Source organism: Streptomyces sp. NPDC086777 (assembly GCF_040702065.1).
Classification (GTDB): domain Bacteria; phylum Actinomycetota; class Actinomycetes; order Streptomycetales; family Streptomycetaceae; genus Streptomyces.
Genome location: NZ_JBFBJI010000027.1, coordinates 23,084 through 46,825 on the forward strand (window position 1 = coordinate 23,084; position 23,742 = coordinate 46,825).

The 23,742-nt window shown below is 70.5% G+C and carries 27 protein-coding genes and 2 pseudogenes; 9 read left to right on the top strand and 20 right to left on the bottom strand.

All coding sequences use genetic code 11. The annotated features are described in order from the left end of the window. Positions 1 to 314 precede the first annotated feature (314 nt). The 9 genes from AB0472_RS31585 to AB0472_RS31625 all read right to left on the bottom strand — a co-directional run bounded on the left by AB0472_RS31585 (position 315) and on the right by AB0472_RS31625 (position 9,415). Positions 315 to 1,727, bottom strand: coding sequence for a DEAD/DEAH box helicase (locus AB0472_RS31585; RefSeq protein WP_366361440.1), 1,413 nt, complete (start codon positions 1,725 to 1,727; stop codon positions 315 to 317). Positions 1,728 to 2,348: 621 nt separating this feature from the next. After that, the gene (locus AB0472_RS31590) at positions 2,349 to 3,437 is read right to left on the bottom strand and encodes an aldo/keto reductase (RefSeq protein ID WP_366361441.1); all 1,089 of its coding nucleotides are present in this window, start codon (positions 3,435 to 3,437) and stop codon (positions 2,349 to 2,351) included. Positions 3,438 to 3,488: 51 nt separating this feature from the next. Beyond that, positions 3,489 to 4,460: an aldo/keto reductase gene (locus AB0472_RS31595; RefSeq protein WP_366361443.1), complete on the bottom strand. Its 972-nt coding sequence runs from the start codon at positions 4,458 to 4,460 to the stop codon at positions 3,489 to 3,491. An 18-nt stretch (positions 4,461 to 4,478) separates the two neighbouring features. Further along, entirely contained in the window at positions 4,479 to 4,853 is a 375-nt protein-coding gene (locus AB0472_RS31600; protein WP_366361445.1) for a DUF2255 family protein, read from the bottom strand. Positions 4,854 to 4,909: 56 nt separating this feature from the next. Beyond that, the gene (locus AB0472_RS31605) at positions 4,910 to 6,307 is read right to left on the bottom strand and encodes an MFS transporter (protein WP_366361447.1); all 1,398 of its coding nucleotides are present in this window, start codon (positions 6,305 to 6,307) and stop codon (positions 4,910 to 4,912) included. Positions 6,308 to 6,456: 149 nt separating this feature from the next. Next, a complete protein-coding gene (locus AB0472_RS31610) occupies positions 6,457 to 7,224 on the bottom strand; it encodes a glucose 1-dehydrogenase (RefSeq protein WP_366361449.1) in 768 nt (255 codons plus the stop codon). Positions 7,225 to 7,270: 46 nt separating this feature from the next. After that, positions 7,271 to 8,287, bottom strand: coding sequence for a zinc-dependent alcohol dehydrogenase family protein (locus tag AB0472_RS31615; protein WP_366361451.1), 1,017 nt, complete (start codon positions 8,285 to 8,287; stop codon positions 7,271 to 7,273). Between the two features lie 286 nt (positions 8,288 to 8,573). Continuing rightward, positions 8,574 to 8,981 (bottom strand): cupin domain-containing protein, encoded by a 408-nt coding sequence (locus tag AB0472_RS31620; RefSeq protein WP_366361453.1) that lies wholly within the window; start codon positions 8,979 to 8,981, stop codon positions 8,574 to 8,576. A 107-nt stretch (positions 8,982 to 9,088) separates the two neighbouring features. Next, complete coding sequence (locus AB0472_RS31625; protein WP_366361455.1) at positions 9,089 to 9,415, bottom strand: carboxymuconolactone decarboxylase family protein; 327 nt, start codon at positions 9,413 to 9,415, stop codon at positions 9,089 to 9,091. Between the two features lie 182 nt (positions 9,416 to 9,597). Here AB0472_RS31625 and AB0472_RS31630 point away from each other — a divergent pair, with 182 nt between their 5' ends. Both AB0472_RS31630 and AB0472_RS31635 read left to right on the top strand, forming a co-directional pair. Beyond that, the gene (locus AB0472_RS31630) at positions 9,598 to 10,482 is read left to right on the top strand and encodes a helix-turn-helix transcriptional regulator (RefSeq protein ID WP_366361457.1); all 885 of its coding nucleotides are present in this window, start codon (positions 9,598 to 9,600) and stop codon (positions 10,480 to 10,482) included. Positions 10,483 to 10,549: 67 nt separating this feature from the next. Next, entirely contained in the window at positions 10,550 to 11,185 is a 636-nt protein-coding gene (locus tag AB0472_RS31635; protein WP_366361617.1) for a tannase/feruloyl esterase family alpha/beta hydrolase, read from the top strand. On the opposite strand, the gene AB0472_RS31640 is transcribed toward AB0472_RS31635, so the two are convergent. Then, a complete protein-coding gene (locus AB0472_RS31640) occupies positions 11,179 to 11,412 on the bottom strand; it encodes a hypothetical protein (protein ID WP_366361459.1) in 234 nt (77 codons plus the stop codon). The two genes, AB0472_RS31635 and AB0472_RS31640, sit on opposite strands and share 7 nt — an antisense overlap. Before the next feature lie 1,012 nt (positions 11,413 to 12,424). Beyond that, positions 12,425 to 12,631, bottom strand: a complete 207-nt coding sequence (locus AB0472_RS31645) for a hypothetical protein (RefSeq protein ID WP_366361461.1) — start codon at positions 12,629 to 12,631, stop codon at positions 12,425 to 12,427. A 1-nt stretch (position 12,632) separates the two neighbouring features. Between AB0472_RS31645 and AB0472_RS31650 the strand changes: the two genes are divergently transcribed. Further along, positions 12,633 to 12,989 (top strand): CAP domain-containing protein, encoded by a 357-nt coding sequence (locus AB0472_RS31650; protein WP_366361463.1) that lies wholly within the window; start codon positions 12,633 to 12,635, stop codon positions 12,987 to 12,989. A gap of 218 nt (positions 12,990 to 13,207) precedes the next feature. Here the strand turns inward: AB0472_RS31650 and AB0472_RS31655 are convergent, their stop codons facing one another. After that, entirely contained in the window at positions 13,208 to 13,534 is a 327-nt protein-coding gene (locus AB0472_RS31655; protein WP_366361464.1) for a hypothetical protein, read from the bottom strand. Positions 13,535 to 13,932: 398 nt separating this feature from the next. Here AB0472_RS31655 and AB0472_RS31660 point away from each other — a divergent pair. Both AB0472_RS31660 and AB0472_RS31665 read left to right on the top strand, forming a co-directional pair. After that, a pseudogene (locus tag AB0472_RS31660) lies at positions 13,933 to 14,271 on the top strand (NAD-dependent DNA ligase LigA); the annotation flags it as partial. Between the two features lie 8 nt (positions 14,272 to 14,279). Continuing rightward, positions 14,280 to 14,555, top strand: a complete 276-nt coding sequence (locus tag AB0472_RS31665; protein WP_366361466.1) for a hypothetical protein — start codon at positions 14,280 to 14,282, stop codon at positions 14,553 to 14,555. A 1,006-nt stretch (positions 14,556 to 15,561) separates the two neighbouring features. On the opposite strand, the gene AB0472_RS31670 is transcribed toward AB0472_RS31665, so the two are convergent. From AB0472_RS31670 to AB0472_RS31695, 6 genes and pseudogenes are all read right to left on the bottom strand, one after another. Beyond that, on the bottom strand, positions 15,562 to 15,828 hold the full coding sequence (locus AB0472_RS31670; protein WP_366361467.1) for a hypothetical protein: 267 nt from the start codon (positions 15,826 to 15,828) through the stop codon (positions 15,562 to 15,564). A 147-nt stretch (positions 15,829 to 15,975) separates the two neighbouring features. Then, positions 15,976 to 16,212, bottom strand: a pseudogene (locus AB0472_RS31675) (transposase); the annotation flags it as partial. A gap of 73 nt (positions 16,213 to 16,285) precedes the next feature. Beyond that, positions 16,286 to 16,513: a hypothetical protein gene (locus AB0472_RS31680; protein ID WP_366361469.1), complete on the bottom strand. Its 228-nt coding sequence runs from the start codon at positions 16,511 to 16,513 to the stop codon at positions 16,286 to 16,288. Positions 16,514 to 16,609: 96 nt separating this feature from the next. After that, positions 16,610 to 18,262 carry a serine/threonine-protein kinase gene (locus tag AB0472_RS31685; protein WP_366361470.1) on the bottom strand — a complete coding sequence of 551 codons (1,653 nt, stop codon included), beginning with the start codon at positions 18,260 to 18,262 and terminating at the stop codon, positions 16,610 to 16,612. 372 nt (positions 18,263 to 18,634) lie between these two features. After that, complete coding sequence (locus tag AB0472_RS31690; RefSeq protein ID WP_366361472.1) at positions 18,635 to 19,069, bottom strand: hypothetical protein; 435 nt, start codon at positions 19,067 to 19,069, stop codon at positions 18,635 to 18,637. A gap of 175 nt (positions 19,070 to 19,244) precedes the next feature. Continuing rightward, positions 19,245 to 19,367 carry a hypothetical protein gene (locus AB0472_RS31695; protein WP_366361474.1) on the bottom strand — a complete coding sequence of 41 codons (123 nt, stop codon included), beginning with the start codon at positions 19,365 to 19,367 and terminating at the stop codon, positions 19,245 to 19,247. 590 nt (positions 19,368 to 19,957) lie between these two features. Between AB0472_RS31695 and AB0472_RS31700 the strand changes: the two genes are divergently transcribed. The 3 genes from AB0472_RS31700 to AB0472_RS31710 are packed head-to-tail and all read left to right on the top strand — an operon-like array spanning position 19,958 to position 22,142. Further along, positions 19,958 to 21,022 (top strand): aromatic ring-hydroxylating dioxygenase subunit alpha, encoded by a 1,065-nt coding sequence (locus AB0472_RS31700; RefSeq protein ID WP_366361476.1) that lies wholly within the window; start codon positions 19,958 to 19,960, stop codon positions 21,020 to 21,022. Continuing rightward, on the top strand, positions 21,019 to 21,207 hold the full coding sequence (locus AB0472_RS31705; protein ID WP_366361478.1) for a hypothetical protein: 189 nt from the start codon (positions 21,019 to 21,021) through the stop codon (positions 21,205 to 21,207). Before AB0472_RS31700 ends, AB0472_RS31705 begins: the two co-directional genes overlap by 4 nt. After that, on the top strand, positions 21,204 to 22,142 hold the full coding sequence (locus tag AB0472_RS31710) for a PDR/VanB family oxidoreductase (protein ID WP_366361480.1): 939 nt from the start codon (positions 21,204 to 21,206) through the stop codon (positions 22,140 to 22,142). Before AB0472_RS31705 ends, AB0472_RS31710 begins: the two co-directional genes overlap by 4 nt. On the opposite strand, the gene AB0472_RS31715 is transcribed toward AB0472_RS31710, so the two are convergent. Then, positions 22,093 to 22,746 (bottom strand): IclR family transcriptional regulator C-terminal domain-containing protein, encoded by a 654-nt coding sequence (locus AB0472_RS31715; protein WP_366361482.1) that lies wholly within the window; start codon positions 22,744 to 22,746, stop codon positions 22,093 to 22,095. The two genes, AB0472_RS31710 and AB0472_RS31715, sit on opposite strands and share 50 nt — an antisense overlap. On the opposite strand from AB0472_RS31715, the gene AB0472_RS31720 reads away from it, so the two are divergent. Next, positions 22,745 to 23,563, top strand: coding sequence for an ABC transporter ATP-binding protein (locus tag AB0472_RS31720; protein ID WP_366361484.1), 819 nt, complete (start codon positions 22,745 to 22,747; stop codon positions 23,561 to 23,563). The two genes, AB0472_RS31715 and AB0472_RS31720, sit on opposite strands and share 2 nt — an antisense overlap. Here AB0472_RS31720 and AB0472_RS31725 read toward each other — a convergent pair. After that, positions 23,532 to 23,690 (bottom strand): hypothetical protein, encoded by a 159-nt coding sequence (locus AB0472_RS31725; RefSeq protein ID WP_366361486.1) that lies wholly within the window; start codon positions 23,688 to 23,690, stop codon positions 23,532 to 23,534. The two genes, AB0472_RS31720 and AB0472_RS31725, sit on opposite strands and share 32 nt — an antisense overlap. Between the last annotated feature and the right edge of the window lie 52 nt (positions 23,691 to 23,742).

The following is a 23,742-nucleotide window of genomic DNA, read 5'->3' on the forward strand; positions in this document are numbered from 1 at the left end:
TGCAGGCCGCGGCTTGATCGTGGGTGTCGGCCGGCCGGACCTGGTTGGTCGGCTTCTACGTCCGCCGCCGAAAACCGTGTTACGCGACGCAGCTCCAGCGGAAACTCGACGACCTCGCACCTTACGCCGACAAGGTGGCGGCCGCCCTCGGCCTGCCGACGTCAGCTCAGCCGCGTGCGGTCAAGGCGATCTTTGTCACCCGCGCGCCGGTACCGGCGGGATTCGTCGGTGGCCGCTTCCAGTTCCACACCTGGAGGGATTAGCCAGCGGCTCTGGACGGCGCCAATCCTTGAGCGCCGTCCGGGAAGCCGGGCTCAGCCGCCGCGCCGCACCCGGGCCGCCTCGCGGGCCTCGGCGAGCTTGCGGGCCTCGCTGCTCTTACGGGACGGCCTGCCACCGGAGCCGCCCTTCGCGTCCTTGGTGCTGCCCAGGCCACGGAACGGGGCGTTGTGGTTCTTGGGGCGCGGTGCGGCCGCCCCGCGGTCGAGAGGATTTCCGGAGGGGGCCTTGGCGCCCGTGATGCGGCTCAGCTCCGCCTCTCCGGACCGGACTTTGGTGACCTTGGGGGTGACATCGGCGTCGGCCATGACCTGGCTCGTCTCGCGGCGCTGTCCCGGGAGGACGAGTGTCACGACGGTGCCGGAGCGGCCGGCCCGGGCGGTGCGGCCCGCGCGGTGCAGATAGTCCTTGGGGTCGGCGGACGGGTCGACATTGACCACGAGGTCGAGATCGTCGACGTGCAGGCCGCGTGCGGCGACGTTCGTCGCCACCAGGGCACTGACCTGCCCGTCCCTGAACTGGGCCAGGGTCCGGGTGCGCTGCGGCTGGGACTTCCCGCTGTGCAGGGCGGCGGCCGCCACACCGCTGGCCCGCAGATGCCGCGTGAGCTGGTCGACACCGTGCTTGGTGTCCAGGAACAGCAGGACGCGGCCGTCCCGGGCGGCGATCTCCGTGGTCACGGCGTACCGGTCGGGACCGTGCACGACGAAGACGTGGTGCTCGATCGTGGAGACCGCGCTGGACGAGGGGTCCACGGAGTGGACGGCGGGGTCGCGCAGGTAGTCCTGCACCAGCTGGTCGACGTCGCGGTCCAGGGTGGCGGAGAACAGCATGCGCTGCCCGTCGGGACGCACCTGGTCCAGTATCTCGGTGACCTGCGGCAGGAACCCCATGTCACACATCTGGTCGGCCTCGTCGAGGACCGTGATGCGCACCCGTCCCAGCCGGCAGCCCTTGCGGTCGACGAGGTCGCGCAGTCGGCCGGGCGTGGCGACGACGATCTCGGCGCCGTCCCGCAGCGCGGCGGCCTGCCGTCCGAGGGACACTCCGCCCACCACGGTCGCGAGCCGCACCCGCAGCGCTTCGGCGTACGGCGCTAGTACCTCACCGACCTGCTGCGCCAGCTCCCTGGTGGGTACCAGAACGAGCGCCAGCGGCTCCTTGGGCTGTGCGCGCCGCCCGGCCGTCCGGGCGAGCATTCCCAGGCCGAAGGCGAGCGTCTTGCCGGATCCGGTGCGGCCCCGGCCCAGGACGTCCCGTCCCGCGAGCGCGTTGGGCAGGGCCGCCGCCTGGATGGGGAAGGGCACCGTCACACCGTGCTCGGCGAGCACCCGCAGGATCTCGGCCGGCAGCCCCAGCTCCGCGAAGGACGCCGCCGGGGGCAGAGCCGCGGTGGCGCCCGACACCTCGTCCTGCTGCTGGGCATCGACCCGTGCTGATTCGCTCATAGAAAGCCTTCCTCCAAAGGGACCGTACCGAGGAAGGCGCGGCAGGGACGCGGCCGCCGGCCAGGGACCCCGCACCGGGCACCGACACAGCGATGCTGCAAACGCTCTACGCTAGCACGGAGCGCACCGGCCGCCCGAGCCTCCCATGGCCGCGCCGCCGCCCCCGGAACGACAACCGGACCCGCCTGTGCCGACCGTCTCGTGCCGACCAGGAGCCGTTGGGGCGGTGCACCACATGCAGACCAGCACCTGCCGGTGACCACCCCTCGACTGCGGCAGCCGCTCACGCAACCCGGCCGCATGATGTCTGATCATGCTGCCGACCTGCACCAATTGCCGTCGGCGGCACGCCCCGGTCCACGAACGGCTCGCGCAGCGTCACTCGCGCCGGCCGACGTCCCGGCATATGGGCCGGGACGTCATCACCTTGACGCGACACGTGCGCCGCGCGCCGGCAGGACACCCCTTGGCGAATGCCGGCCCCGGCCCGGCAGGCCGGATCCGCATGGGCCCCTCCTCGAACGGCAACGCGTCCTCATCGCGCGGGGACGACGCGACCGGCCGTCCGGCTCTCTCGGAGCCTGACGGCCGGTCGTCGTTCCTGGAGTACAGACCTTTGATCTACAGGCGCCCGGTGGGGTGGTCGGAGCCGTTGCCGATCAGGTCACCGAGAGCTTGGGCGCCGCCCTGGAGCCGGCGGTCGCGCTGGCTGGTGCCGAAGGCACCGTAGGGGTAGCCGCCCGGGGTGGGGGTGCTGACCTTGTCGAGGGCGGCGGTGGCCTCGACGTCCAGGGTGAGGGTGACGGCGCCCAGGCTGTCGCGGAGCTGTTCCAGGGTGCGGGCGCCGAAGATGGGGGCGACCACGCCGGGGCGGTTGGCGATCCAGCTCAGGGCGACCTGGGCGGGAGTCGCGCCGCTCTCCTTGGCGATGCGGACGACCTCGTCGATGGTGGCCCAGTTGCGGTCCGAGGACGCGTACTCGGCCGACACCCACTGGTACAGCTCGTTCGCGGACCCGGCACGGGTGTCCGGGGCCGGGGTGACGCCGCGCGTGTACTTCCCCGCGAGGAAGCCGCCTGCCAGCGGCGACCAGGGCAGCAGGCCGATCTTGTTGTGCAGGGCGGCGGGGACCATCTCGTACTCGCTCTCGCGGGACAGCAGGCTGTACTGCTGCTGAAGGGTGAGCGGGACGTGGACGCCCATCGCCTTGGCGGTGGAGACGGTCAACTGGAGCTGCCATCCGGTGAAGTTCGACAGACCCGCGTACTGGATCTTTCCGGCACGGACGGCGTCGTCGAGGAAGGAGAGGGTCTCCTCCACGGGGGTGTGCGCGTCCCAGCCGTGCATCTGGTAGAGGTCGATCGTCTCCACGCCGAGCCGGCCCAGGGAGGCGTCCAGTGCGCGGTGGAGGTGGCGGCGGGACAGGCCGAGGTCGTTGACGTCGGGGCCGGTGGTGAAACGGCCCTTGGTCGTGAGCACGACACGATCGGTGATCTCGCGCGGGCGGGCGGCGAACCAGCGGCCGATGATCTGCTCGGAGAGGCCGCCGCCGTAGACGTCGGAGGTGTCGATCATGTTGCCGCCGGCCTCGATGAAGGCGTCGAGCAGCGCGAACGACTCTTCCTCGGTGTTCTCGGTGCCGAAGTTCATCGTGCCGAACGCCAGCCTGGAGACGGCGAGGCCGGAGTTGCCGAGGGCGCGGTACTGCATGAGGTTCTGTACGCCTTTCTGATGCTGAGGAGCTCGGCCGTGGTCCCGTGGTCAGAACCAGGAGGGCCCGGCGTTGGTGTAGGGCTCCTCCAGCGCTGCCGCTTCCTCGTCCGCAAGGTGGAGGGCGAGGGCGTCCACTGCCTGCTGGAGGTGGTGGGGCTTGGTGGCTCCGACGATGGGAGCCGAGACCAGCGGGTTGCGCAGCACCCAGGCGAGGGCGATCTGGGCCATGGGGACGCCGCGGGCTTCGGCGAGCCGCTGCACGGCGTTGATGACCGGTTCGTCGTACTCGCTGTCGAAGGCCTGGACGACGTGGTCGGTGGAGGAGCGAGTGCTCTGTTCGCCGACGGGGCGGGCGAGGCGGCCCTTGCCGTTCGGGGAGTAGGGCACCAGTCCGACACCCATGTCGCCGCACATGGCCATGAGTTCGGGCTCGTCCTGGCGGCGCAGGAGGTTGTACTGGTTCTGCATGGACACGAAGCGGGTCCAGCCGCCGAGGTCGGCGGCGTGCTGGAGCTTGGCGAACTGCCAGGCGTACATCGACGAGGCACCGAGGTAGCGGACCTTGCCCGCCTTGACCACGTCGTGCAGGGCCTCCATCGTCTCCTCGACCGGGACGTCGTCGTCGAAGCGGTGGATCTGGTAGAGGTCGATGTAGTCCGTGGCCAGCCGGGCCAGGGAGGCGTCGACCTGTTCGAGGATCGCCTTGCGGGACAGGCCTTCGCCGCCGGGACCGTCGTGCATCGGGCCGCGCACCTTGGTGGCCAGGACGATGTCCTCGCGGCGGGAGAACTCGCGGATCGCACGGCCGACGAACTCCTCGGAGGTGCCCGCCTGGTAGACGTTGGCGGTGTCCCAGAAGGTGATGCCGAGTTCGACGGCCTGTCGGAAGAACGGCGCGGCCCTGTCCTCGGTCAGCGCCCAGGGGTGGGCACGGGGGACGGTCGGGTCGCCGTAGCTCATGCAGCCGAGGGCGAGTCGGCTCACCTTCAGGCCGGTGGTGCCGAGACGGGTGTACTCCACGATGGCCCTCCTCCACGCCTACGCGGCAGGGGTGATGCGGACGGTGGTCGAGCGGGGTCCGGTGTGCAGCATCGGCTCCAGGTAGGGGCTGGCGGCGTACTTGGTGCGGTAGGCGTCGTCGACCGCGTCGAGAACGGTGTCGTCCGCTGGCACGAAGGCGACCTCGTGCTCGGCGCCCGCGATGCGGATGCGTCCGGCCTTCTGGGACAGCGCCGCCCGGTACCAGCGGGAGTCGGGGCCGTTGTAGGGGCGGACGTAGAGGTCGCCGCCCGAGACGACGGACCAGATCCAGGTCGGTGTGCCGTAGGTGCGGCCGTCCTCGCGGTACGGCGAGATGTGCAGGTCGTCGGCGGCTGCGAACGAGCTCAGCTGCGCCTGGTTCCAGGTGCTCATCGTGAGGTCTCCGTGTGCGGTAGGGGTGCCCCGGACGGGTTGGACCGGTGCCGGGGTCACCGGTTCAGGGCGCCGCGCCGCTCGCGGAGAACGTTCGCGGTCGCGGTGGCGATGACGAGTACGGCGGCGATCAACAGGCTTGCGCGGAGCCCCGGCAGGGGGTCCCTCCGGCTTGTGAGGAGGGCTCCGAAGGCGGCCACGGCCAGGGCGCCGCCGACCTGGCGGCTGGTGTTGAACACCGCGCCGGCCACGCCGGAGCGGTGGGCCGGGACGTTCTCCAGGAGCAGGCCGGTGGTCGGCTGCATGGCCAACGGCCCGCAGCAACCGACCGGGATCATCACCACGGTGATCAGCCAGACGGGCGCGGAGGCCGGGAGAACGGCCAGCACGACCATGCTCGCGCCCATCAGGAGGAAACCGCCGACGATGGGCACGGACGGGCCGTACCGCTTCGTGAGCCGGGCCGTGGGCACGCCCAGGAAGGCGGAGAGCGCGGCCATGGGCAGGAAGACGACACCCACGGCGAGCGCGGACAGCCCTCGTTCCTGCTGGAGGTAGAGGCTGTAGAGGAAGACCGTGCCGTTCAGGCCGGCGATGAACGCGAAGCCGTTGGCGGAGGCGATCCGCATCGTGCGCGAGCGGAGGAGGTCCATCGGCACCATGGGGTGCTTGCCGCGTACCTGGGCTACACCGAAGGCGGCCGCTGCCAGGGCCGCCACCGCGAAGGCGACGAGCACCCTCGGAGCGCCGAAGCCCTCGGCGCCGGCCTCGATCGTGGCGAAGGTGAGCGCGCCCAGGGCGACCACTGCGGCGACCTGCCCCGTCCGGTCGAACGGCACCGGCCGACGCGGGGAGCGCACGGCACGGGCCAGCAGGAACAGCGCCGCGACGCCGACGGGCAGGTTGATGAAGAAGATCATCCGCCAGCTGGCCAGGGACAGGGCACCGCCGGAGACAGGTCCGGCCGCGGCGGCGACGGACCCGGCGATGGTCCACACCGCGATGGCCCGCGCGCGCCGGACCGGGTCCGGGAACGCCTCGCGGATGAGGGACAGCGAGGCGGGCAGCATCGTCGCGGCGCCCGCTCCCTGCACCGCGCGGGCGGCGATCAGCACGCCCACGTTCGGTGCCAGGCCGCACGCCACCGAAGCGGCGACGAACACGGCCATGCCGGTGCCGAAGGCACGGTGAGCGCCGATGCGGTCGCTGACGGCTCCGGAGGACAGCAGCAGCGCGGCGAACATGAGCGTGTAGCTGTCCAGCACCCACTGGAGCCCGGTCATCCCATTGCCGAAGTCGTCGCGGATGGCGGGCAGGGCGACGTTGACGACCGTGGCGTCCAGGGTGATGACGAAGAAGCCCAGCACGGCGGCCGCGAGCGCGGCGTTGGCCACGCCGTGCGAACCGGCGACGTCACCGGGGGTGGACGGCGACGTGGCGAGTGGGACGGACATGACGGGTGATCTCCTGGAACGCGGGAGCGGGGGACGCAATCGTGCCGCGGTCGGGCCGAGGCCGACGGCATGGAAGGCGGCAGCAGGGAAGCAACGACGTCGCGTCCATGCCGTCCTGGCCTCGGCCGCACGCGGGGAACGGCGGCTGATCAGCTCGTGGTGTATCCGCCGTCGACCGGCAGGGCGACGCCGAGGACGAGGCTCGCTGCGGGGCTGCACAGCCACAGGACGGCCGCGGCGATCTCGTCGGCCCGGCCGAGCCGTCCGATCGGCTGCTGCTTCATGATCTCGGCCATGGCCTCGGCCTGGCCTTCGAGCATGTCGGCGACCATCGGGGTGTCGATCACGCCGGGGCACACCGCGTTGATGCGGATGCCCTTGGGCGCGTACTCGACCGCGGCGCTCTTGGTCAGGCCGATCACGCCGTGCTTGGACGCGTGGTAGGCGGCACGCTCCGGCAGACCCACGAGGCCGCCCAGGGAGGAGCAGTTGACGATGGCGCCGCTGCCCTGCTGCCGCATCTGGCGCAGTTCGTGCTTCTGGGCGGCCCAGACGCCGCGCAGGTTGACGGCGTTGACGTGGTCGAAGTTCTCGGCCGTCTCGTCGGCCGCGTCACTGGGCGGGACCTGCACACCGGCGTTGTTGAACGCCATGTCCAGACGGCCGTACGTCGCCACCGCGCGGTCGACCATCGCGGCCGCCTGCCCCTCGTCCGTGACGTCGCAGGCGACACCGATCGCCCGGTGACCGGCTGCCGTCAGTTCCTCGGCGGCGCGCTGGACGGCCTTCTCGTCGATGTCGGCCAGGACGACGGCGGCGCCGGCCTCGGTGAAGGCCCGGGCGGTGGCCAGGCCCATGCCGGAGGCCGCGCCGGTGACGAGGGCCACCTGGTCATGGAAGTCGTACGTCGGGTTCATGGGGTGTGGTTCCAATCGTGTACGTGGACGGTGGCCGGCCGGTGTGTCAGGGGCGCAGCAGCGTCTTGATGGCGCGGCGCTCGTCCATGGCGCGGTATCCCTCGGCGGCCTCGTCCAGCGGCAGGGTCAGGTCGAAGACCTTGCCGGGCTCGATACGGCCGTCGAGGACGCGTTCGATCAGGTCGGGCAGGAAGTGCCGCACCGGTGCGGGGCCGCCGCGCAGGGCGACGTGGGAGTAGAACAGCTCCTCGCCGTCGACGGCCACGTCGTGCGGGACGCCGACGAAGCCGACGTTGCCGCCGGGGCGGCTGGAGTGGATGGCCTGGCTCATCGACTCCGGGGTGCCTACGCACTCCAGGACGGAGTCGGCGCCGATGCCGCCGGTGAGCTCCTTGACCCGGGCGACGCCCGCCTCGCCGCGCTCGGCGACGATGTCGGTGGCACCGAACTCGGCCGCCAGCTGCTGCCGGGAGGCGTGCCGGCTCATCGCGATGATCCGCTGGGCGCCGAGTTCCCGGGCGGCGATGACGCCGGACAGGCCGACCGCGCCGTCGCCGACCACGACCACCGTGGAGCCGGGCTTCACCTCGGCGGCGACGGCCCCGTACCAGCCGGTGCCCATGACGTCGGACAGGGCGAGCAGGCTCGGCACGAACTTCACCTCGGGCTGCCCGTGGAGGGCGACCAGGGTGCCGTCGGCGAGCGGGACCCGGATGTACTCGGCCTGGCAGCCGCCCACGAACTCCCGGTGGGGGCAGGAGGTCTGATAGCCGGCCCGGCAGATCGGACAGGTGTTGTCGGAGGCGAAGAAGGAACCGATGACGAACTGCCCCGGCTTGATGTCCTTCACCCCGGCGCCGGTCTCCTCGACCACGCCGACGTACTCGTGCCCCATCGGCGTCGGCTGGACGACGTCGTTGATGCCGCGGTAGTCCCACAGGTCGGAGCCGCACACACAGGCGGCGACGGTGCGGATGACCGCGTCGGTGGGGGCGAGGATCTTCGGCTCGGGCAGGTCCTCCACCCGGATGTCACCGGAGGCGTGGATCACGGTTGCGCGCATAGCTCATTCCAGAGTGAGGGGAAGGTCGAACGGGGTGGGGTGCCGGCTGCCGGAGCCGGGCGAGGGGAACGAGTCGGCGTTACGCCGGCTCGCCCCACGGCGTGGGCAGCGCATCGAGGTCATCCGGCCGGAGGCGCTCGGCGTCGGTTCGGCCGTCACGGCGTTGTCGGGGAGGCAGGCGGCGGTTCCGCTCGCCGGTCTCCCGCCGGATTGATCACCGCCACCGAATGGGTCTGCCGTCCCCGGTCGCTGCCGACGCCGAGGCTCACACTCCTGTCGGCTGTGATCAGTGCGAGGTGCGGGTGCTGGTGCGCGGGCCGCCGTACTCGGCGTCGGTGACGTGCTCCAGCCAGTTGACCTCGTCGCCCTCCCACAGCGCGATGTGTTCCATGAACTGGTCCGGAGTAGCGCCGTGCCAGTGCTCCTCGCCGGGCGGGCAGCCGATGGTGTCGCCCGGGTGGGCCTCGATGATCACGCCGTCCCGGGTACCGACCAGGGCGACTCCGGACACGACGTGCAGGGTCTGGCCCAGACCGTGGCTGTGCCAGGCGGTACGGGCACCGGGCGCGAAGCGGACCAGGTTGGCCCGTGCCCGGGAGGGCTCCTCACCCCGGTAGATCACGTCCGCCCAGACGTCGCCGGCGAACATGTGGGGAGGCAGCTTCATGGTCGCGGGCTGCTTGAGGATCTCCATGCTGGTGCTTGCTCCTCGCGTCGGCCGCCACGGGCGGCCGTAGTGGGTGAACCTGCGGGTGAGAGGTGCGGGTGAGAGGTGCGGGTGAGACCCGCGGGTGAGAAGGGTCAGGCCTTGCGGAACAGTTCCCGGGCCACGTTCAGGGCGGACATCGCCCTGGGCCACCCGGCGTAGAACGCCATGTGGGTGATCGTCCCGATGATTTCCTCTTCGGTTACGCCGTTCTTCCTGGCCAGGGGGATGTGGAAGGTGAGCTGCTCGCTGCTGCCGCTGGTGATCAGGCTGGCCACGGTCACCAGGCTGCGGTCCCTCGGGGACAGCTCCGGGCTCTTCCACTCCTGCCCGAACAGCACGTCCTCGCTGTAGCCGGCCAGTGCGGGAGCGACGTCCCCGAACAGCTCGCGCGGGCCCGGCTGGGCCTTCTTCTCCGTCATCGTTCATGTCCTCTCACTTGCCGCGGCGGCCCGGACGACGCTCCGGCCGGCTTGGTGCCGCTTGCGTCACTACCGATGGAACCCCAGGTCATACGCGCGTGGAAGGACTCGTTGATACGTGTACTGCCAGTACACCCCACGGCCGGAGACAGCACCGAACAAGCCGACGTAGCCTCGAAGGCATGGACAACCGGAGCGAGGTACGCGAGTTCCTGACCAGCCGCCGTGCCAAGATCACCCCCCAGCAGGCGGGACTGCCCGCCTACACAGGCAACCGGCGCGTCGAAGGGCTGCGCAGGGAAGAAGTCGCGCTGCTCGCCGGCGTCAGCGCCGAGTACTACGCCCGCCTGGAACGCGGCAACCTCTCCGGCGTCTCCGAGACCGTCCTCGACGCCCTCGCCCGTGCCCTCCATCTCGACGAGGCCGAACGCGCCCACCTCGACGACCTCGCGCGCACCGCGAACACCACCCGCCGCCCGCCCCGCCGCCGGGCCCAGCCGATCCGCCCCGGCCTGCAGCACCTGCTCGACGCGATGACCGAGGCCCCCGCCTTCATCCGCAACGGCCGCCTGGACATCCTGGCCGCCAACAGGCTCGGCCGCGCCCTGTACGCCCCGGTCTTCGCCGACCCGGCCCGGCCCGTGAACCTCGCCCGGTACGAGTTCCTCAACCCCGGCGCGGCCGACTTCCTGCCCCAGCTGGAGGCCCAGGCGGCCGGCGCGGTGGCGCTGCTGCGCACCGAAGCGGGACGCGACCCCTACAACCGGGACCTGACCGACCTCATCGGCGAACTCTCCACCCGCAGCGAGAAGTTCCGCACCCTGTGGGCCGCCCACGACGTACGCCTCCACCAGACCGGCATCAAGTACTTCCACCACCCCGCAGTCGGAGAACTCGCCCTCCCCTTCGAGGCCATGCCCATCCCCACCGACCCCGGCCTCACCCTCACCGCCCTCAGCGCCGAACCCGGAACCCCCGCCCACGACAGCCTCAAACTGCTCTCCAGTTGGGCCGCCACTCTCGACCAGGACACCGCCGCCGCCGGCAACAGCGAACACAGCGCATAGCCGAGCGGCGCGAAGCCGCCACAAGCCCCCTCCTCGGCGGAACGCCCTCAGTCCGGCGAGTTGGGCACTGAATGCGCAAGGGCAGGACAACGCAGGGCTGTTGGAGAACTTCGCCGGCCGTTCACTGCACGACATCGCGGTCATCGGCAAGCAGCTCACAGCGGCGTTCTACGACCGCCGCTCCTTCTACTCGTACTGGAACGGCTGCTCCACCGGCGGGCGGCAGGGCCTGATGATGGCTCAGCGCTACCCGGACGACTTCGACGGGATATCGGCGGCGGCTCCCGCGATCAACCGGGACCGCTTCATCCCGGCGGCCCTCTGGATCACTTCCAGGATCTCGGACCGGCGCCGGATTCGACCCCGGTTCGACCCGGGTCACTCAGAGGCAGTCAGAGGCAGTCAGAGGCATCCGCCCCTCCAACTGCCTTTTGAGCGGGCCGAGTTGGACGGTGTCATGCACGCCCACGGGGACGCCCTGGACTTCTGCCGCACCGTCAGCGACGAGCGGTGGACCAGCCTCAGCCCCGCCGCGACGATCGAGCCGGGCGAGCGCACCGGCACCTACCGCATCGCCACGGACGGCCTGATCGTCGGCGAAGACGGCAGCAGCCGCGTCTCCGCCGAGGACCACGCCGTCGCCCTGCTCGACGAGATCGAACAACCCCGGCATATCGACGAGCACTTCACCGTCGGCTACTGAGCCCGGGTCCCGGTCGTCGCCACGCGGTGAGGGGCGCCGGCCGGGTGGCGGTCGGCACCGGCGGTACGGTCCGGGTCGGCCTGGGCGCGGGGGTGTGCGTGGGCATCGGCGTCGCCGGGGCCGGCGAGCTCGGGGCCGACGGCCGCGGTGAGGGGGAGAGGGACGGGGATGGACTCGGCGCCGACGGCGACGTCGTCACCGTCGGTGACGACGTCGCGTGGGGGCACTGCCGCCGCCCGACGACAGCAGCGCCCAGGCCGCCAATCCCCCCCCAGGGCGACCACGGCCGCTCCGCCCGCGATCCACGGAGCCCGCCGCGGTGGCTGCCGGTGCCGGTTCATGATTCTCACTGTCCATCCGATCGCCGACGGCCTCAAGCCGGAGCCCAGCCCCCTCCCTCTTCCGGCAGCGTCCGCCGTGCCGTACTCCCGGCACGGCACGGCATGTGCCGGAGCGACCGTGAACCCTTCTCACGGCTACCGCCCACCGCACGCGCATCGGGGTGCCACCCGCACCGAACCCCACCTCGGCCGCCGCGGACGTGGGGCCGCTTCCAGGCCGGCGACAGCCAGAACCGGAATACAAGATTCCGTGACATCCATCACAATGGATCCGGGACCTATGCGGGCCGGATAGTAGAGGCCGTTCTAATGACATAAGAGATTTGTCCGGCTTGGGGTGCGCATGCGTGGCGCCCGGATTCACAGTTCCCCGACCGCGGGTCGCCTTCGTTCGTTCCGCGTACACGCAGGGACTCTGACGGGGCGGCAGAATCCCGCGGAGGCCCCGGAAGCCGGATCAGGGCGCCGCGCTCCCCTCGCAAGGGCGGTCCGAGTCTACGATGCGCGCTAGTACGCAGGCCCTTTGCACTCCATGTGAAGGCGTCCCCAGAATGACGACCCGCAGGACGCCGCCGCAGCTCAGGAGCGGGTTACGCATGGGTAGACATCGTAAGAACACGCATTACCGACAGATAGCCATCGCCGCCCTCGCCGTGGGCACCGTTGGCATACCGTCCGCCGCTGTGGCCTGTACCGACTGGCCCGACAGCGGTGGACACCGGTCCATCAACGCCGAGAACACCGCCATGAAGGGCTCGTGGACCGCGAAGGGCTGGTGGAACGACGCGAACTGGGGCCGCCCCTGGAACACCAACCACCACCAGGCCGGCAGGCCCTCGTGGACGGCGTCGGCGGCTCCGAGCGCCACGGAGACTCCGAGCGCCTCCGCGAAGACTCATCACGCCCCCGCGCGCGCCACGAAGACCACCGCGCCCAGACCGAAGGTCACACGACCTTGGCACACCCCATGGACCACCGTTGCCAAGCCCACCCCCACCACCGCGTCGCCGAGCCCCCGGAACACCACGTCCGCCGCCTCCGCGACACCCAAACCGTCGAGCACCCCGAAGGCCACGGCCACGGCGTCCGGTGTCGTCGCTCGCATCGTGGAACTCGTCAATGCCGAGCGCGGCAAGGTCGGCTGTTCGGCCCTGACCGTGAACGCGACCCTGTCCAAGGTCGCACAGGCGCACAGTGAGGACATGGCGCTTCACCAGAACATGTCGCACTCCGGGTCCGACGGCTCCTCCCCCGGCGACCGGATCACCCGCGCCGGATACACCTGGAGCACCTACGGCGAGAACGTGGCCTACGGCTACGCCTCCCCCGAGCAGGTCATGGCCGCCTGGATGGCCAGCCCCGGCCACAAGGCCAACATCCTCAACTGTGCGTTCAAGGAGATCGGCGTCGGCCTCGCACAGCCCGACGCCTACTGGACCCAGGACTTCGCCACCGCCCGCTGAGCGGGCACCGCCTGCCGTCGCCGCACTCTCCCACCGAGTCGTCTCCGGCAGACGAGGCGACGCCGACAGGGCGTGAACGGTGCTGCTCCGAGGCTTGTCCCTCGGGGCGTACAGTCCGGTCGCCGCCGCCGACACCGCGGACGCCTCGCCTTACCGCGCGGCCCCTCCCTTGCCTGCTGTAGGCGCCTGAGTCCTTACAGACCGCAGGGGCCCCGGTCTCATATCCCGTGTGGCCGCGGTCCCTCGAGTTCCCGCCTGGCGGCAAAGGCCTTCGCCAGCACCTTGGCCCGGTAGGGATTTGCGTTGTCCAGGGCCGAGGCCACCGCCACCGCCTCGTCCAACAGGGCCAGCCGCTGCTCGGGCAGCTCCCGCACCAGCGCCGACGCGCTGGCCTCCACCAGAACGTACGCCAGCTTCGACCCGTACACCTCCGGCTCGACCCGCGTCAGCAGGCGGTAGATCCGCAACCCCTCGACGCCGCCCACCACCCGCCGGTTGGCACCGAGCAACTGGACCCTCGCCCGCATGACCAACTCCTGATCCATCGATCCCCCTCCGTTCCCCACCCCCACCTGCACCCGTCCCGCGACGAGACAGCACGACGAACGCGTCGACACCCGGGAACGGATGCCGACACGGACGCCGGAGAGTGGATGACGACGAGTCTGCGGGGAGGCCACCACCCCGGACAAGCCCGAACGGACGTGCGCTCCGTCCTACCGCAGACCACGTCCGAGCAGGCATGATGGACCTGACACTCACTCAAACCCCTGCCCCTCCCGCAGCACGAGCCGAACGGTGAGTTCTCGCTGCCTGGCGGACACCAGCCGGTGGTCCGTAGCGGGACAGGACACTGCGGACTACGCCAGACCTGCGCTCCCCCGGTCGGTGCGGGAATTCCGGGAACGCACCGTTGTCAGTGGTGGGAGGCAGGATGCCGGTCATGACGACACCTGCAGCAGAGATCGCGGATGCCACCTCCTACGCACAGGCGGTCGAGGAGGCCGTCGGGGCGGCGGCCGCGTATTACGCGGGCGGCACCTCGCCGCGGGACGACGACGGCTACGACCGGCTGGTGCGCGAGATCGCCGCGTACGAGGCCGGACACCCGGAGCAGGTGCTGCCCGGCTCCCCCACCGGGAAGGTGGCCGGGGGCGCCGTGGAGGGCGATGTCCCGCACACGGTGGCGATGCTGAGCCTGGACAACGTGTTCTCGCCGGAGGAGTTCACCGTCTGGACCGAGTCCCTGGCCCGCCGCATCGGGCACCAGGTCACCCGCTTCCACTAGAGATGCGCCGCCACGACAAGACCGGCACCACGAAGGGCGAACGCCGCCTGCTGTGGGGGTACTGGCTGCTGTCCGGCTACGGCCTGCGTGCCTCCCGTGCCTTCACCTGGCTGCTGGCCGCCACGAGCGTGACCGCGCTGCTCCTGATGGGCATCGGCCTGCCCACCCATGAGCCCGCCCCCGCCACCACCGGAACCCTGAACGGCAGCAAGATCAACCTCAGCACCATTGTTCCCGACCCGACGCTGCACGGCGGATGGCCGCAATGCATCACCTGAACCCGCGCGGAGAAAGCCACCCGCGTCGCTGTCAACTCGGTCGTCTTCCGCTCCAGCGGCCAGAACCTCACCACCGCCGGCACCTACATCGAGATGGTCTCCCGCCTCCTCGAACCCATCCTCCTCGCCCTCGGCTGACCGTCGCCTCCAGCAGCGCACGCACGGCGCGCTCCCCTTCCGCCCTGGCCAGTGCCGGAGCGCCCCCGCACCTGCATTCCCAACGCACCCTCACCGGCCAGCAAGTAACCCTCTCCGCAACAGCAAAAAGAAGATGGGCAGGTCAGACCCCTGGAATTCACAGGCAGCGACAGGAGCGAACGGAAGCGGCCCAGCACTGAAGGGCGATCAGTTTCCAGGACCGCAAAGGACTTTGACATATCGTCCGTTCGCGCGTAGCGTTCTCCTCAACAACGGCGGAAGCGCCGGTGTTGACGACAGCGGAATCGTTGTCGTCCAGTTTCACGCGCACCATCCGAGCATGCTGTCCTCACTGGGACCAGTGCACCCTGAGCCCGTATTGGGTCGATGGGTACTCGGATGTCTTTTTTTACCCAAGCGACAGGAGTCGCTTTCGTCATGTCCGAAAACACTAGATTCCGCAGGAGGATCACCTTGAGCACCAAGCGTTCCACAGACGCGAAGACCGTTGACATCTCATACGCCCAGGGCCAGTTGAGGATCCGGACACCGCTTCCGACCGCCCGCACAGTAGGAAAGATGGTCGGCATCTTCTTCGGGGGATTGGCGTTGTGGTTCCACCCCTACGTCGCCACCGCTTTCGATCAGAATTCTCCGTCAGACAAGCCACCCGCCGCCACAGCTCCAGACACCTCCATTTCACGGACGAGTCAGAAGTAGGAATTCCGCCCGGGAATTCCAGACGCACCGTGAAGCTGCGCGCTTCGCGGATTTTTTATACCCTCATGCCTCCTATTTGTGCCGTTATATTCACATGTGGGAGGGTTGAGGGAGTCGAATCGGTTGGCGGGCCCAGTCGGAGGGGTGATCAGCCGTTGCTGAGCATGAGGTGCGGGTAGCGCGTCGCCCGGTGGAGAGTGCCGAGGACCTCGTCCACGAGGGGCAGAGCCTCCGCTCCCGCGTCGCGGAGCGTGCCCGGGAGGGGGAGTCCGGCCTTGTCGGCGCCGTGCTGCCAAATGCCGCAGGTGCGCTGGGCGACCGCGATGGTGAGCGGGGCACGGGGGTCCTGGGTCCGAATGAGCTGCGGGAGCAGCCCGGTGTGGTGGCGGACGGCTTCGGCGTGCTGTCCCGACAAGTGAAGGAGCCAGCCGCGGAGATCGCGGAGGTTCAGGGGGTGCAGGTGGTCAGGTCCGTAGTCGGCGGCGAGGCCCGTCTCGATGGCTGTGCACGCCTGCTCTCCTCTGCCGGGGTCGTCGCGCCGCAGGACACCGGCCTTCGCTCATCGGGCGAAGTACCCAAACACCGTGCGCCACGGAATGCCGAAGTCAGCGGGCAGGGCACGCCACTTCGCCCCGTTGTCGGTGATGTAGCGGATGACGTCGACGACACGCCGACGGGGCCACTTCTCCGGTGCCCCGTCCTTTGGGGTCTGCCAGGCGGGAGTCGGCAGGAGCCGTGCCAGGAGGGCCCATTCGAGGTCGCTGGGGTCGGAGGGGTAGCGGTAACGGGGCAGCGGCATGACGAGGTGCCGGGCCGCGACCTGAAAAAGAGCCAACGGTGGTGCGGTCGCGGTCCGTCGCCTTTCCAGAGGTTCACTCCAGGTTGGCAAGAAGATGCAGAGTGGACTCGATCGCGCCCATCTGCGCGACCGTGCGGATGTAGGGGTCGTCGGGCTTTTTCTTCTGGTGCGGCAGGAGAATGCCGGCGATGAAGTTCTCCAACCGGTGGTGGACCGACTCGAAGAACGCCCGCTCGTAGCCGATCCAGACCTCCGGCGCGTCCTCCAGCATCCGGTAGCCCCACGTCTTGTCCCAGGTCACCGGCGGGACGTTGTCCGCAGTTCCGCCTGCGGCCGCGAGCGGTTGTGGTGGGCCGATCCGGCCATCGGCCGCTTCAGCGGCGTAGCTGTCAGCGCGCTATTGGTAGACGGTGGTGATCGCCGTGGAGACGCTGGCTCCGCTGCCGGGGGCAGCGTAGGAGATGGTCCACATGGCGGCTATCTTGTTCGGGTAGCCGTACAGGTAGCCGCCGTTGTCGCAGCCGTAGTTCAGGCGCTGTCCCGCGAGCGTCGCGGTGCCGCCACCGGCGAACGAGCAGCGGGCGCCGTTGGCCAGGACGAGGATGATCGGTTCGATGTCGGGTCCGCCCGGTATGTGGTCGTTGTTGCCGGGAAAGCCCTCGGGGACCGATAGTTCGACCATGCGGTCGGGGGCTCCGTCCAGGCACAGCGCGCTGGTGTCCGAGGGATCGGAGTCCGGGGAGAAACAAGGGTCGAGGATCCGGTCGCCGGCGGTGCAGCGCCAGGCGTCCGTGCGCATCGTGGATTCGGCGGTCCCGAAGCAAGAGCCGCTGGCCCGGTCGGTGATGGTGATGCCGGTTTCCGGGGTGCCGCCTGGGGACCAGGGGCTGAGGGTGACCACCTGGGTCTGCGTCGGCGCGGATGACGCCGCGGCGGTCGGGAGCTGTGACTCGGTAACGGCTGAACGGGCGAGATGTGACGTGGCCGCAGCCGGTGTGGCGCCAGGGGCGGAGCGGGCCACGGTCGGCTGCGGGGAGTGGGTGGCGCGCGCTGAGGCGTGGTCCGGGTCCACTGCGAACCAGGTTCCTGTGGCGGCCGCGGCGAACACGGCGGCCGCGACGGCGATGAGCGGGGCGCGCCGGTAGGGAGGGCGTATCGCGGAAGCCGGCCAGGCGGGGTCTTCGACGGTCGGGGGGTGCCACTGCTCTGCGATCAGGTTCGGGACGTCGGTCGGCCGGTCGTGGACATACCCGAGAACCTGAGTCGCCTGCTCGCCGAGCAGCTCGGCGGTCTTCTGCGCCACTGCGGCGGACGACGGCCGATGGCCGGGGTCTTTGGCGAGGCAGGCCGTCACGAGGCTGAGCATGTCGTCGGGGACACCGTCGAGGTCCGGCTCGGTGCTGAGGACGCGGAAGGCGACGGCCTCGGCATTGCCGGTGCCGAAGGGGTGGCGGCCGGTGGCCGCGAAGGCGAGCAGCGCACCCCAGGCAAAGACATCCCCGGGCGGCCCGGAGGTGCCGTCCCGGTAGTACTCGGGGCTCAGCCAGCCCGGGGTCCCGGTGAACGTGCCCGTACGGGTGACCGCGGTGCCGTCGGCGACGTGGGCGATACCGAAGTCCAGCACCCGCGGCCCGTCCGGGGCCAGGATCACATTCGCGGGTTTCAGGTCGCGATGGACCACCCCGGCGGCGTGCACGGCCGCAAGCGCTCCGGCCGTTCCCGCGGCGAACAGGTACGGCTGGATCCCGGCCAGCGGCCCACGCATCGCCATGTGCTCTGCGAGCGTCAAGCCGGGTACGTAGGCCGTGGCCAGCCACGGGATGTCCGCCTCGGGATCGGCCTCCAGCAGCGGCACCAGACAGGGACCCGACACCCGCCGCAGCACCTGCACCTCTCGCCGGAATCGGGCCCGGAACTGGTCATCCGCGGCCTGCCCGGCGTGCACGGCCTTCACCGCTACCCGCTCGTCCCGCTCCCCGACCGCGGCGTACACGGTGCCCATCCCACCCGCGCCCAGCACCCCGACCACCCGGAAGCGCCCGATCCGCATCGGGTCCGAACCACGACGAGCAGCAATCCGCGACACGAACAAAACCCCCGCCGAGAGCAATTGTGGCCGAGATGTGAACCCTAGCGGGAATCGCCGACGCCACACGCCAGTTGCCTCAGATGGGATCCACCCATGCCTGCTCCCCCGGTCGGTCGCACGGCATCCGGCACGCTCCCCACCACGCTTGCCAGACTCCCGCCCAGCGTTGGGCCTGTTGCTGCCCAGCCCACGGCCAACCACGCCCTTCGAGTGCTTGCAGACCTCCGGCGGCGGCATCGCCACGTCTGTCAACCTCGCCTACAGGCTCGGCGGGGCCGCTTGCCGCCGCGGATCATGGAGTGTGCCACGGCCAGGGGTGCGTCCGGTCCGGCATCACTCCGAGGGCTGTGGTCCCATCCGGCCAGCGATCCGCGCGGCTTCCTCCGGGGTCACCAGCTGCACCTTGCTGCGGAACGTGCCCTTGACCACGAAGAAGCACGAGAACTTGCCATACGGGCCGATCTCTCGGCACTCATACAAGCCGTTGCCAGGCAGCGGCCATCCATAAGGCTGGTTACGGCTTCGGTTGAGGAACGTGCGCGCGTACACGTACTTCTCGTTCGTGCCACGGATTTTGGCCACCCAGCCGCTCATGGCCTCACAGATGAGACGCTGCGGGGTGATGGACACCCCGGGGAACGCTGCAGCGGGGTTCGCCGTGGCGATGTTGATGGGGGTATCCAATGCTGCCGTTGACGCGGCCTTCTGCTCCGGGGTGGCGTGGCGTTCGCAGACTTGCGGGTGAGGGCTGATGCCGTACCAGACCATGAGGGGATTCCGGCAGCGGGTCCCTTTGGTCGTCGTCTTCGTGCACTGGCTCACGCGCCCCCCTATCTCCCCTGGTCAGACCTGCTGAGTCGCAGCTCGGCAGGACAGTACACGCAGGCCCCTCGGCGGCCCGTCGGCGGGCGCCCGGGTTGAGATGACGAACGATAGGCCGCGCCTACGCTTCGTCTTCGTCGTACCGGCCGGCGACCAGCTCGCCGATCGTCATCGGCCGACGCAGCGGCGTCAGCTTGCCGCCCCAGTACGAGAGGCGGTGCGCCTCCCACTCCTCGGTCGTCATCTCGGGCAACGGCTTCTCGGGAACCGGGGGCGCCACTGGCGCGGGCGCCCCGGCTTGAACAGCCTGGTCGAGGGACTCGGCGAGGGCAAACGCCCGGATCAGGTGGGGACCGTACACCACTTCCCAGGACGCAACCCCTGCCACCCTTCGACTGCGGCAGCCGCTCACACAAGCCGGCTGCATGACGTCTGATCATGCAGCCGACCTGCACCAATCCACCGGAGGGGCCAAAAGAAGGCAGATTCGACCCGGATTCGCCCCCGTCTCCCTCCTATCGCGACAATGCCCAACTCTGACCTGCAACTATGCGACTTCTGCCGCTGTACCAGCCGTATACCGCCAAAGAAGTGCCGGACAAGCGAGAGAACGGACATATATCCCAACCAGGTGGTCGCCGATGAACACACCCGTCACTGCGGGCAGACGGCACGGCTGCTGTCACCCTTGCCGGCACGCGGCGGCACAGTGCCTGGCATCAGCGCTCCCACCAGGGAGTTTCCAAGCACTCTTCCGTGACACGGAAGCCGTATTGCGCCCCGTGCGGCCGGTGTCGACGATGTCGCCACGACCCAACGACGGGAGCCGCAGCCATGCCGCACATCACCGCGTTCGCCAGGAACCAGTGGTACGTCGCCGCCTACAGTCACGAGGTCGGGCGCGAGTTGCTCGGGCGGACGATTCTCGGGGAACCCCTCGTCTTCTACCGGGCCGAGGAGGACGGCACGCCCGTCGCCCTCAGCGACCGCTGTGTGCACCGTCGTTACCCGCTGTCGGAGAGCGGGCTCGACGGCGACCGGATCGTGTGCGGGTACCACGGGTTCACCTACGACCGGACCGGCGCCTGCGTGTACGTGCCGGGGCAGAAACGCATCCCGCGCACCGCACGGGTCGCCTCCTACCCGGTGGTCGAGCAGGACTCGCTGCTGTGGGTGTGGGTCGGCGACCCGGCGCTCGCCGACGCGGGCACCGTCCCGCGCGCCCGGCACCTCGACTCCCCCGGCTGGCTGACCGTGCGCGGCATGGAGCCCATCGACGCCGACTACGGTCTCCTCGTCGACAACCTCCTCGACCTCTCCCACGAGACCTATCTGCACGGCGGCTACATAGGCACCCCCGAGGTCGCCGAGACGCCCATCACCACCGAGGTCGACGAGGGCGCCGGGATCGTGCGGGTCAGCCGGCACATGGACGACGCCGAGTGCCCGCCGTTCTACGCCCGTTCCACCGGCATCGAGGGCCGGATCACGCGCTGGCAGGACATCGAGTACCACGCGCCGTGCCTGTATCTGCTGCACAGCCGGATCGCGCCCGCCGGAGTGGTGCCGGAGGCGGACGGCAGCGATCCGAACGGCTTCCACACCGAGATCACCTACGCGATCACCCCGTCCTCGGACGGCAAGGTGTACGACTTCTGGATGGTCTCCCGGGACTGGGCGACCGACGACGCCGAGGTCACCGAGTTCCTGCGGAGCAACAACCACACGGTGGTCATGCAGGACGTGGACGCCCTCAACCTCCTGCAGCGGACGCTGGGTTCGGAGCGGACCGGCTACCAGGAACTGAGCATCAACATCGACACCGGCGGCCTGGCCGCCCGCCGTATCCTCGCCCGGCTGGTGGAGGAGGGCGACAAGCCCGTGGAGAAGGTCCTGTGACCGCACCGGCGAGTGAGACCCGTGCGACCGGGGAGGTCTACCGCATCGACTGGCTGCCGGGCACCGACGTCCTGCACGGCACCTGTCACTGCGGCGCCGAGCACACCGCCCAGGACCCGGTCGAGATGTGGGAGTGGATGCTCGGCCACCCCGAAGGCCACCAGCCCCCGGAGCGCACCGCATGAGCCTGTACGAAGCCGAACTGGTCGTGAGCGAAAGGCAGACGGCCGCCGACGGTGTGGTCACCCTGTCCCTTCGGCACCCCCTCGGCGAGCAACTCCCCGGCTGGGAGCCGGGGGCGCACGTAGATGTCCTGCTCGGACCCGGGCTTGAGCGGCAGTTCTCGCTCTGCGGGGATCCCGGCGACCGGTCCTGCTGGCGGGTCGCGGTGCTGAGGGAGCCGGCCGGGCGGGGCGGATCCGCGTACGTCCACGAGCAGGTGGGCGTCGGCGACAAGGTCCGGGTGCGCGGGCCGCGAAACCACTTCCGGCTCGAACCCGCGTCCCGCTACCGGTTCGTCGCGGGCGGCATCGGCATCACCCCGATCCTGCCCATGCTCGCCGCCGCCGAGGCCGCGGGCGCCGAGTGGACGCTGCTGTACGGCGGCCGGACCCGGCGGTCCATGGCGTTCCTCGGCGAGGTGGCGCGGTACGGCGACCAGCGGGTCACCGTCGCCCCGCAGGACGAGTCCGGGCTGCTGGACCTGGCCGCGGTACTCGACGACGTCCCGGAGGGCACCCTCGTGTACTGCTGCGGTCCGGGGCCGTTGCTGGACGCGGTGGAGGAGCGCTGCCCGGCGGGCGCGCTGCGCGTGGAGCGGTTCCGGCCGAGGGCCCGACAGACGGGCGAGGACGGGGAGTTCGAGGTCGTCCTCGCGCAGAGCGGCCGTACCCTCACCGTCGCGCCGGGTGTCTCCGTGCTCGACACGGTCCGCGCGGCCGGGGTCGAGGTGCTCTACTCGTGCACCGAGGGCACCTGCGGGACGTGTGAGACGGATGTCCTCGAAGGCGACCCGGACCACCGGGACTCGGTGCTCACCGAGGAGGAGCGGGCAGCCGGGGAGACCATGCTCATCTGCGTGTCGCGGTGCCGGGGGGCGCGCCTGGTGCTGGATCTGTGATCCGCAGGTCCGCCTCGATCGCCGCCACGGCCGCCCGCAGCCCCGGCAGCAGGTCGCGGCGGACCGCCGTGGCGGACATCCGCCCGGAGTGCACCGCGAGGCTCACCCCGGCCACCACCCGGCCGCTCCGGTCCCGGACCGGGGCGGCCAGTGTCGTCACGCCGTCCTCGGGGTCGCCGTCGAGCAGCACGTGCTCCCCGGCGGGCGCGGCACGTCCGGCGGGCGCGGCACGTCGGGCGCGTTCGGCTTCCGGCGCGCCGGCCGGCATCGCACGGCCCGCCGCCGTACCGAGCGCCGGGAAGCGCGAGCCCACCGCGACGGCCGCCGCCATGACCCGCCGGGCCGGCACCTGGGCGACGCACACGGCCGCCTCCCCGTCCAGGACGCACAGTGCCGCCGACTCCCCCACCAGCGAGGCGAGTCGCTCCAGGTGCGGGGCGGCCAGGCGCGGCAGGTCGAGGCCGGAGAGGTAGGCGTAGCCGAGTTCCAGGACGCGTCCTCCGGGGGCTCGTCGTCCACCACCGCCTCGTCGGGCGGCACCACCACGGTCAAGGTGGGGATCATCCCCATCGTCGACGTGACCCCTCGCGAAGGGGCGGTCCATGCTCGACGTACGCGGCCTGAAGAAGGTCTACGACGGATCCGGCCGCCGCATCGAGGCGGTGCGGGACCTCACCTGCACCGTCGCGGCGGGCGAACTCGCCTGCCTGGTGGGCCCGTCGGGGTACGGCAAGACCACCTTGCTGAAGTGCGGGGGTGGCCTGCTCTCCCCGACCGGCGGTGAGGTCCTCCTGGAGGGGCGGAGGGTGACCGGCCCGCCGCCCGGGATGGCGTTCGTGTTCCAGGAGTGCGGCCGCAGCCTGTTCCCCTGGATGCGGGTCGCCCAGAACGTGGAACTCCCGCTGAAGCAGTCGCGGTTGCCGCGCGAGCGGCGCAGGGAGCTGGTCGCCGACGCGCTCGGCCCGGTCGATCTCGCGGACGCCGCCGGCGCCTGTCCGTGGCAGCTGTCGGGCGGCATGCAGCAGCGGGTGGCGATCGCGCGCGCCCTGGCCTGCGAACCGCGGGTGCTGCTCATGGACGAGCCGTTCGCCGCCGTCGACGCCCAGACCCGGGCCGATCTGGAGGACCTGGTCCGAAGGCTGTGGCGGGAACGCGGGATCACGGTCCTGTTCGTCACCCACGACATCGACGAGGCGGTCTACCTGGGGCAGCGGGTGATCGTCCTCTCCGCCTCCCCCACCGTCGTCCAGGACCAGCTGAAGGTCGATCTGCCGGACGAGCGCGACCAGTTGCACACGCGGATCGCCCCGCGCTTCGCCGAGTTGCGGACCCACGTCCACGAGCAGATCCAGGCGGCGAAGCGCGGGGTTCCCCGGGGGGAGGACCCGGTCAGGGGGTCGGACACACCTCCACCGAGGTGAAGGGGAGGACCGCCCCCGCGGCCGCGTGGGCGGCGGGCGCGAGGGCGAAGGCGAGGGCAGCGAGCATGCCCGCGGTGAGCGGCACGGCTGACATGCTCCTGACATGGATGGCTGTGCTGCGCTGCACGCGCTGATCCCTTCGGGGTGGGGGGCGGGGACAGCGCGAGCGGTACCGGCGG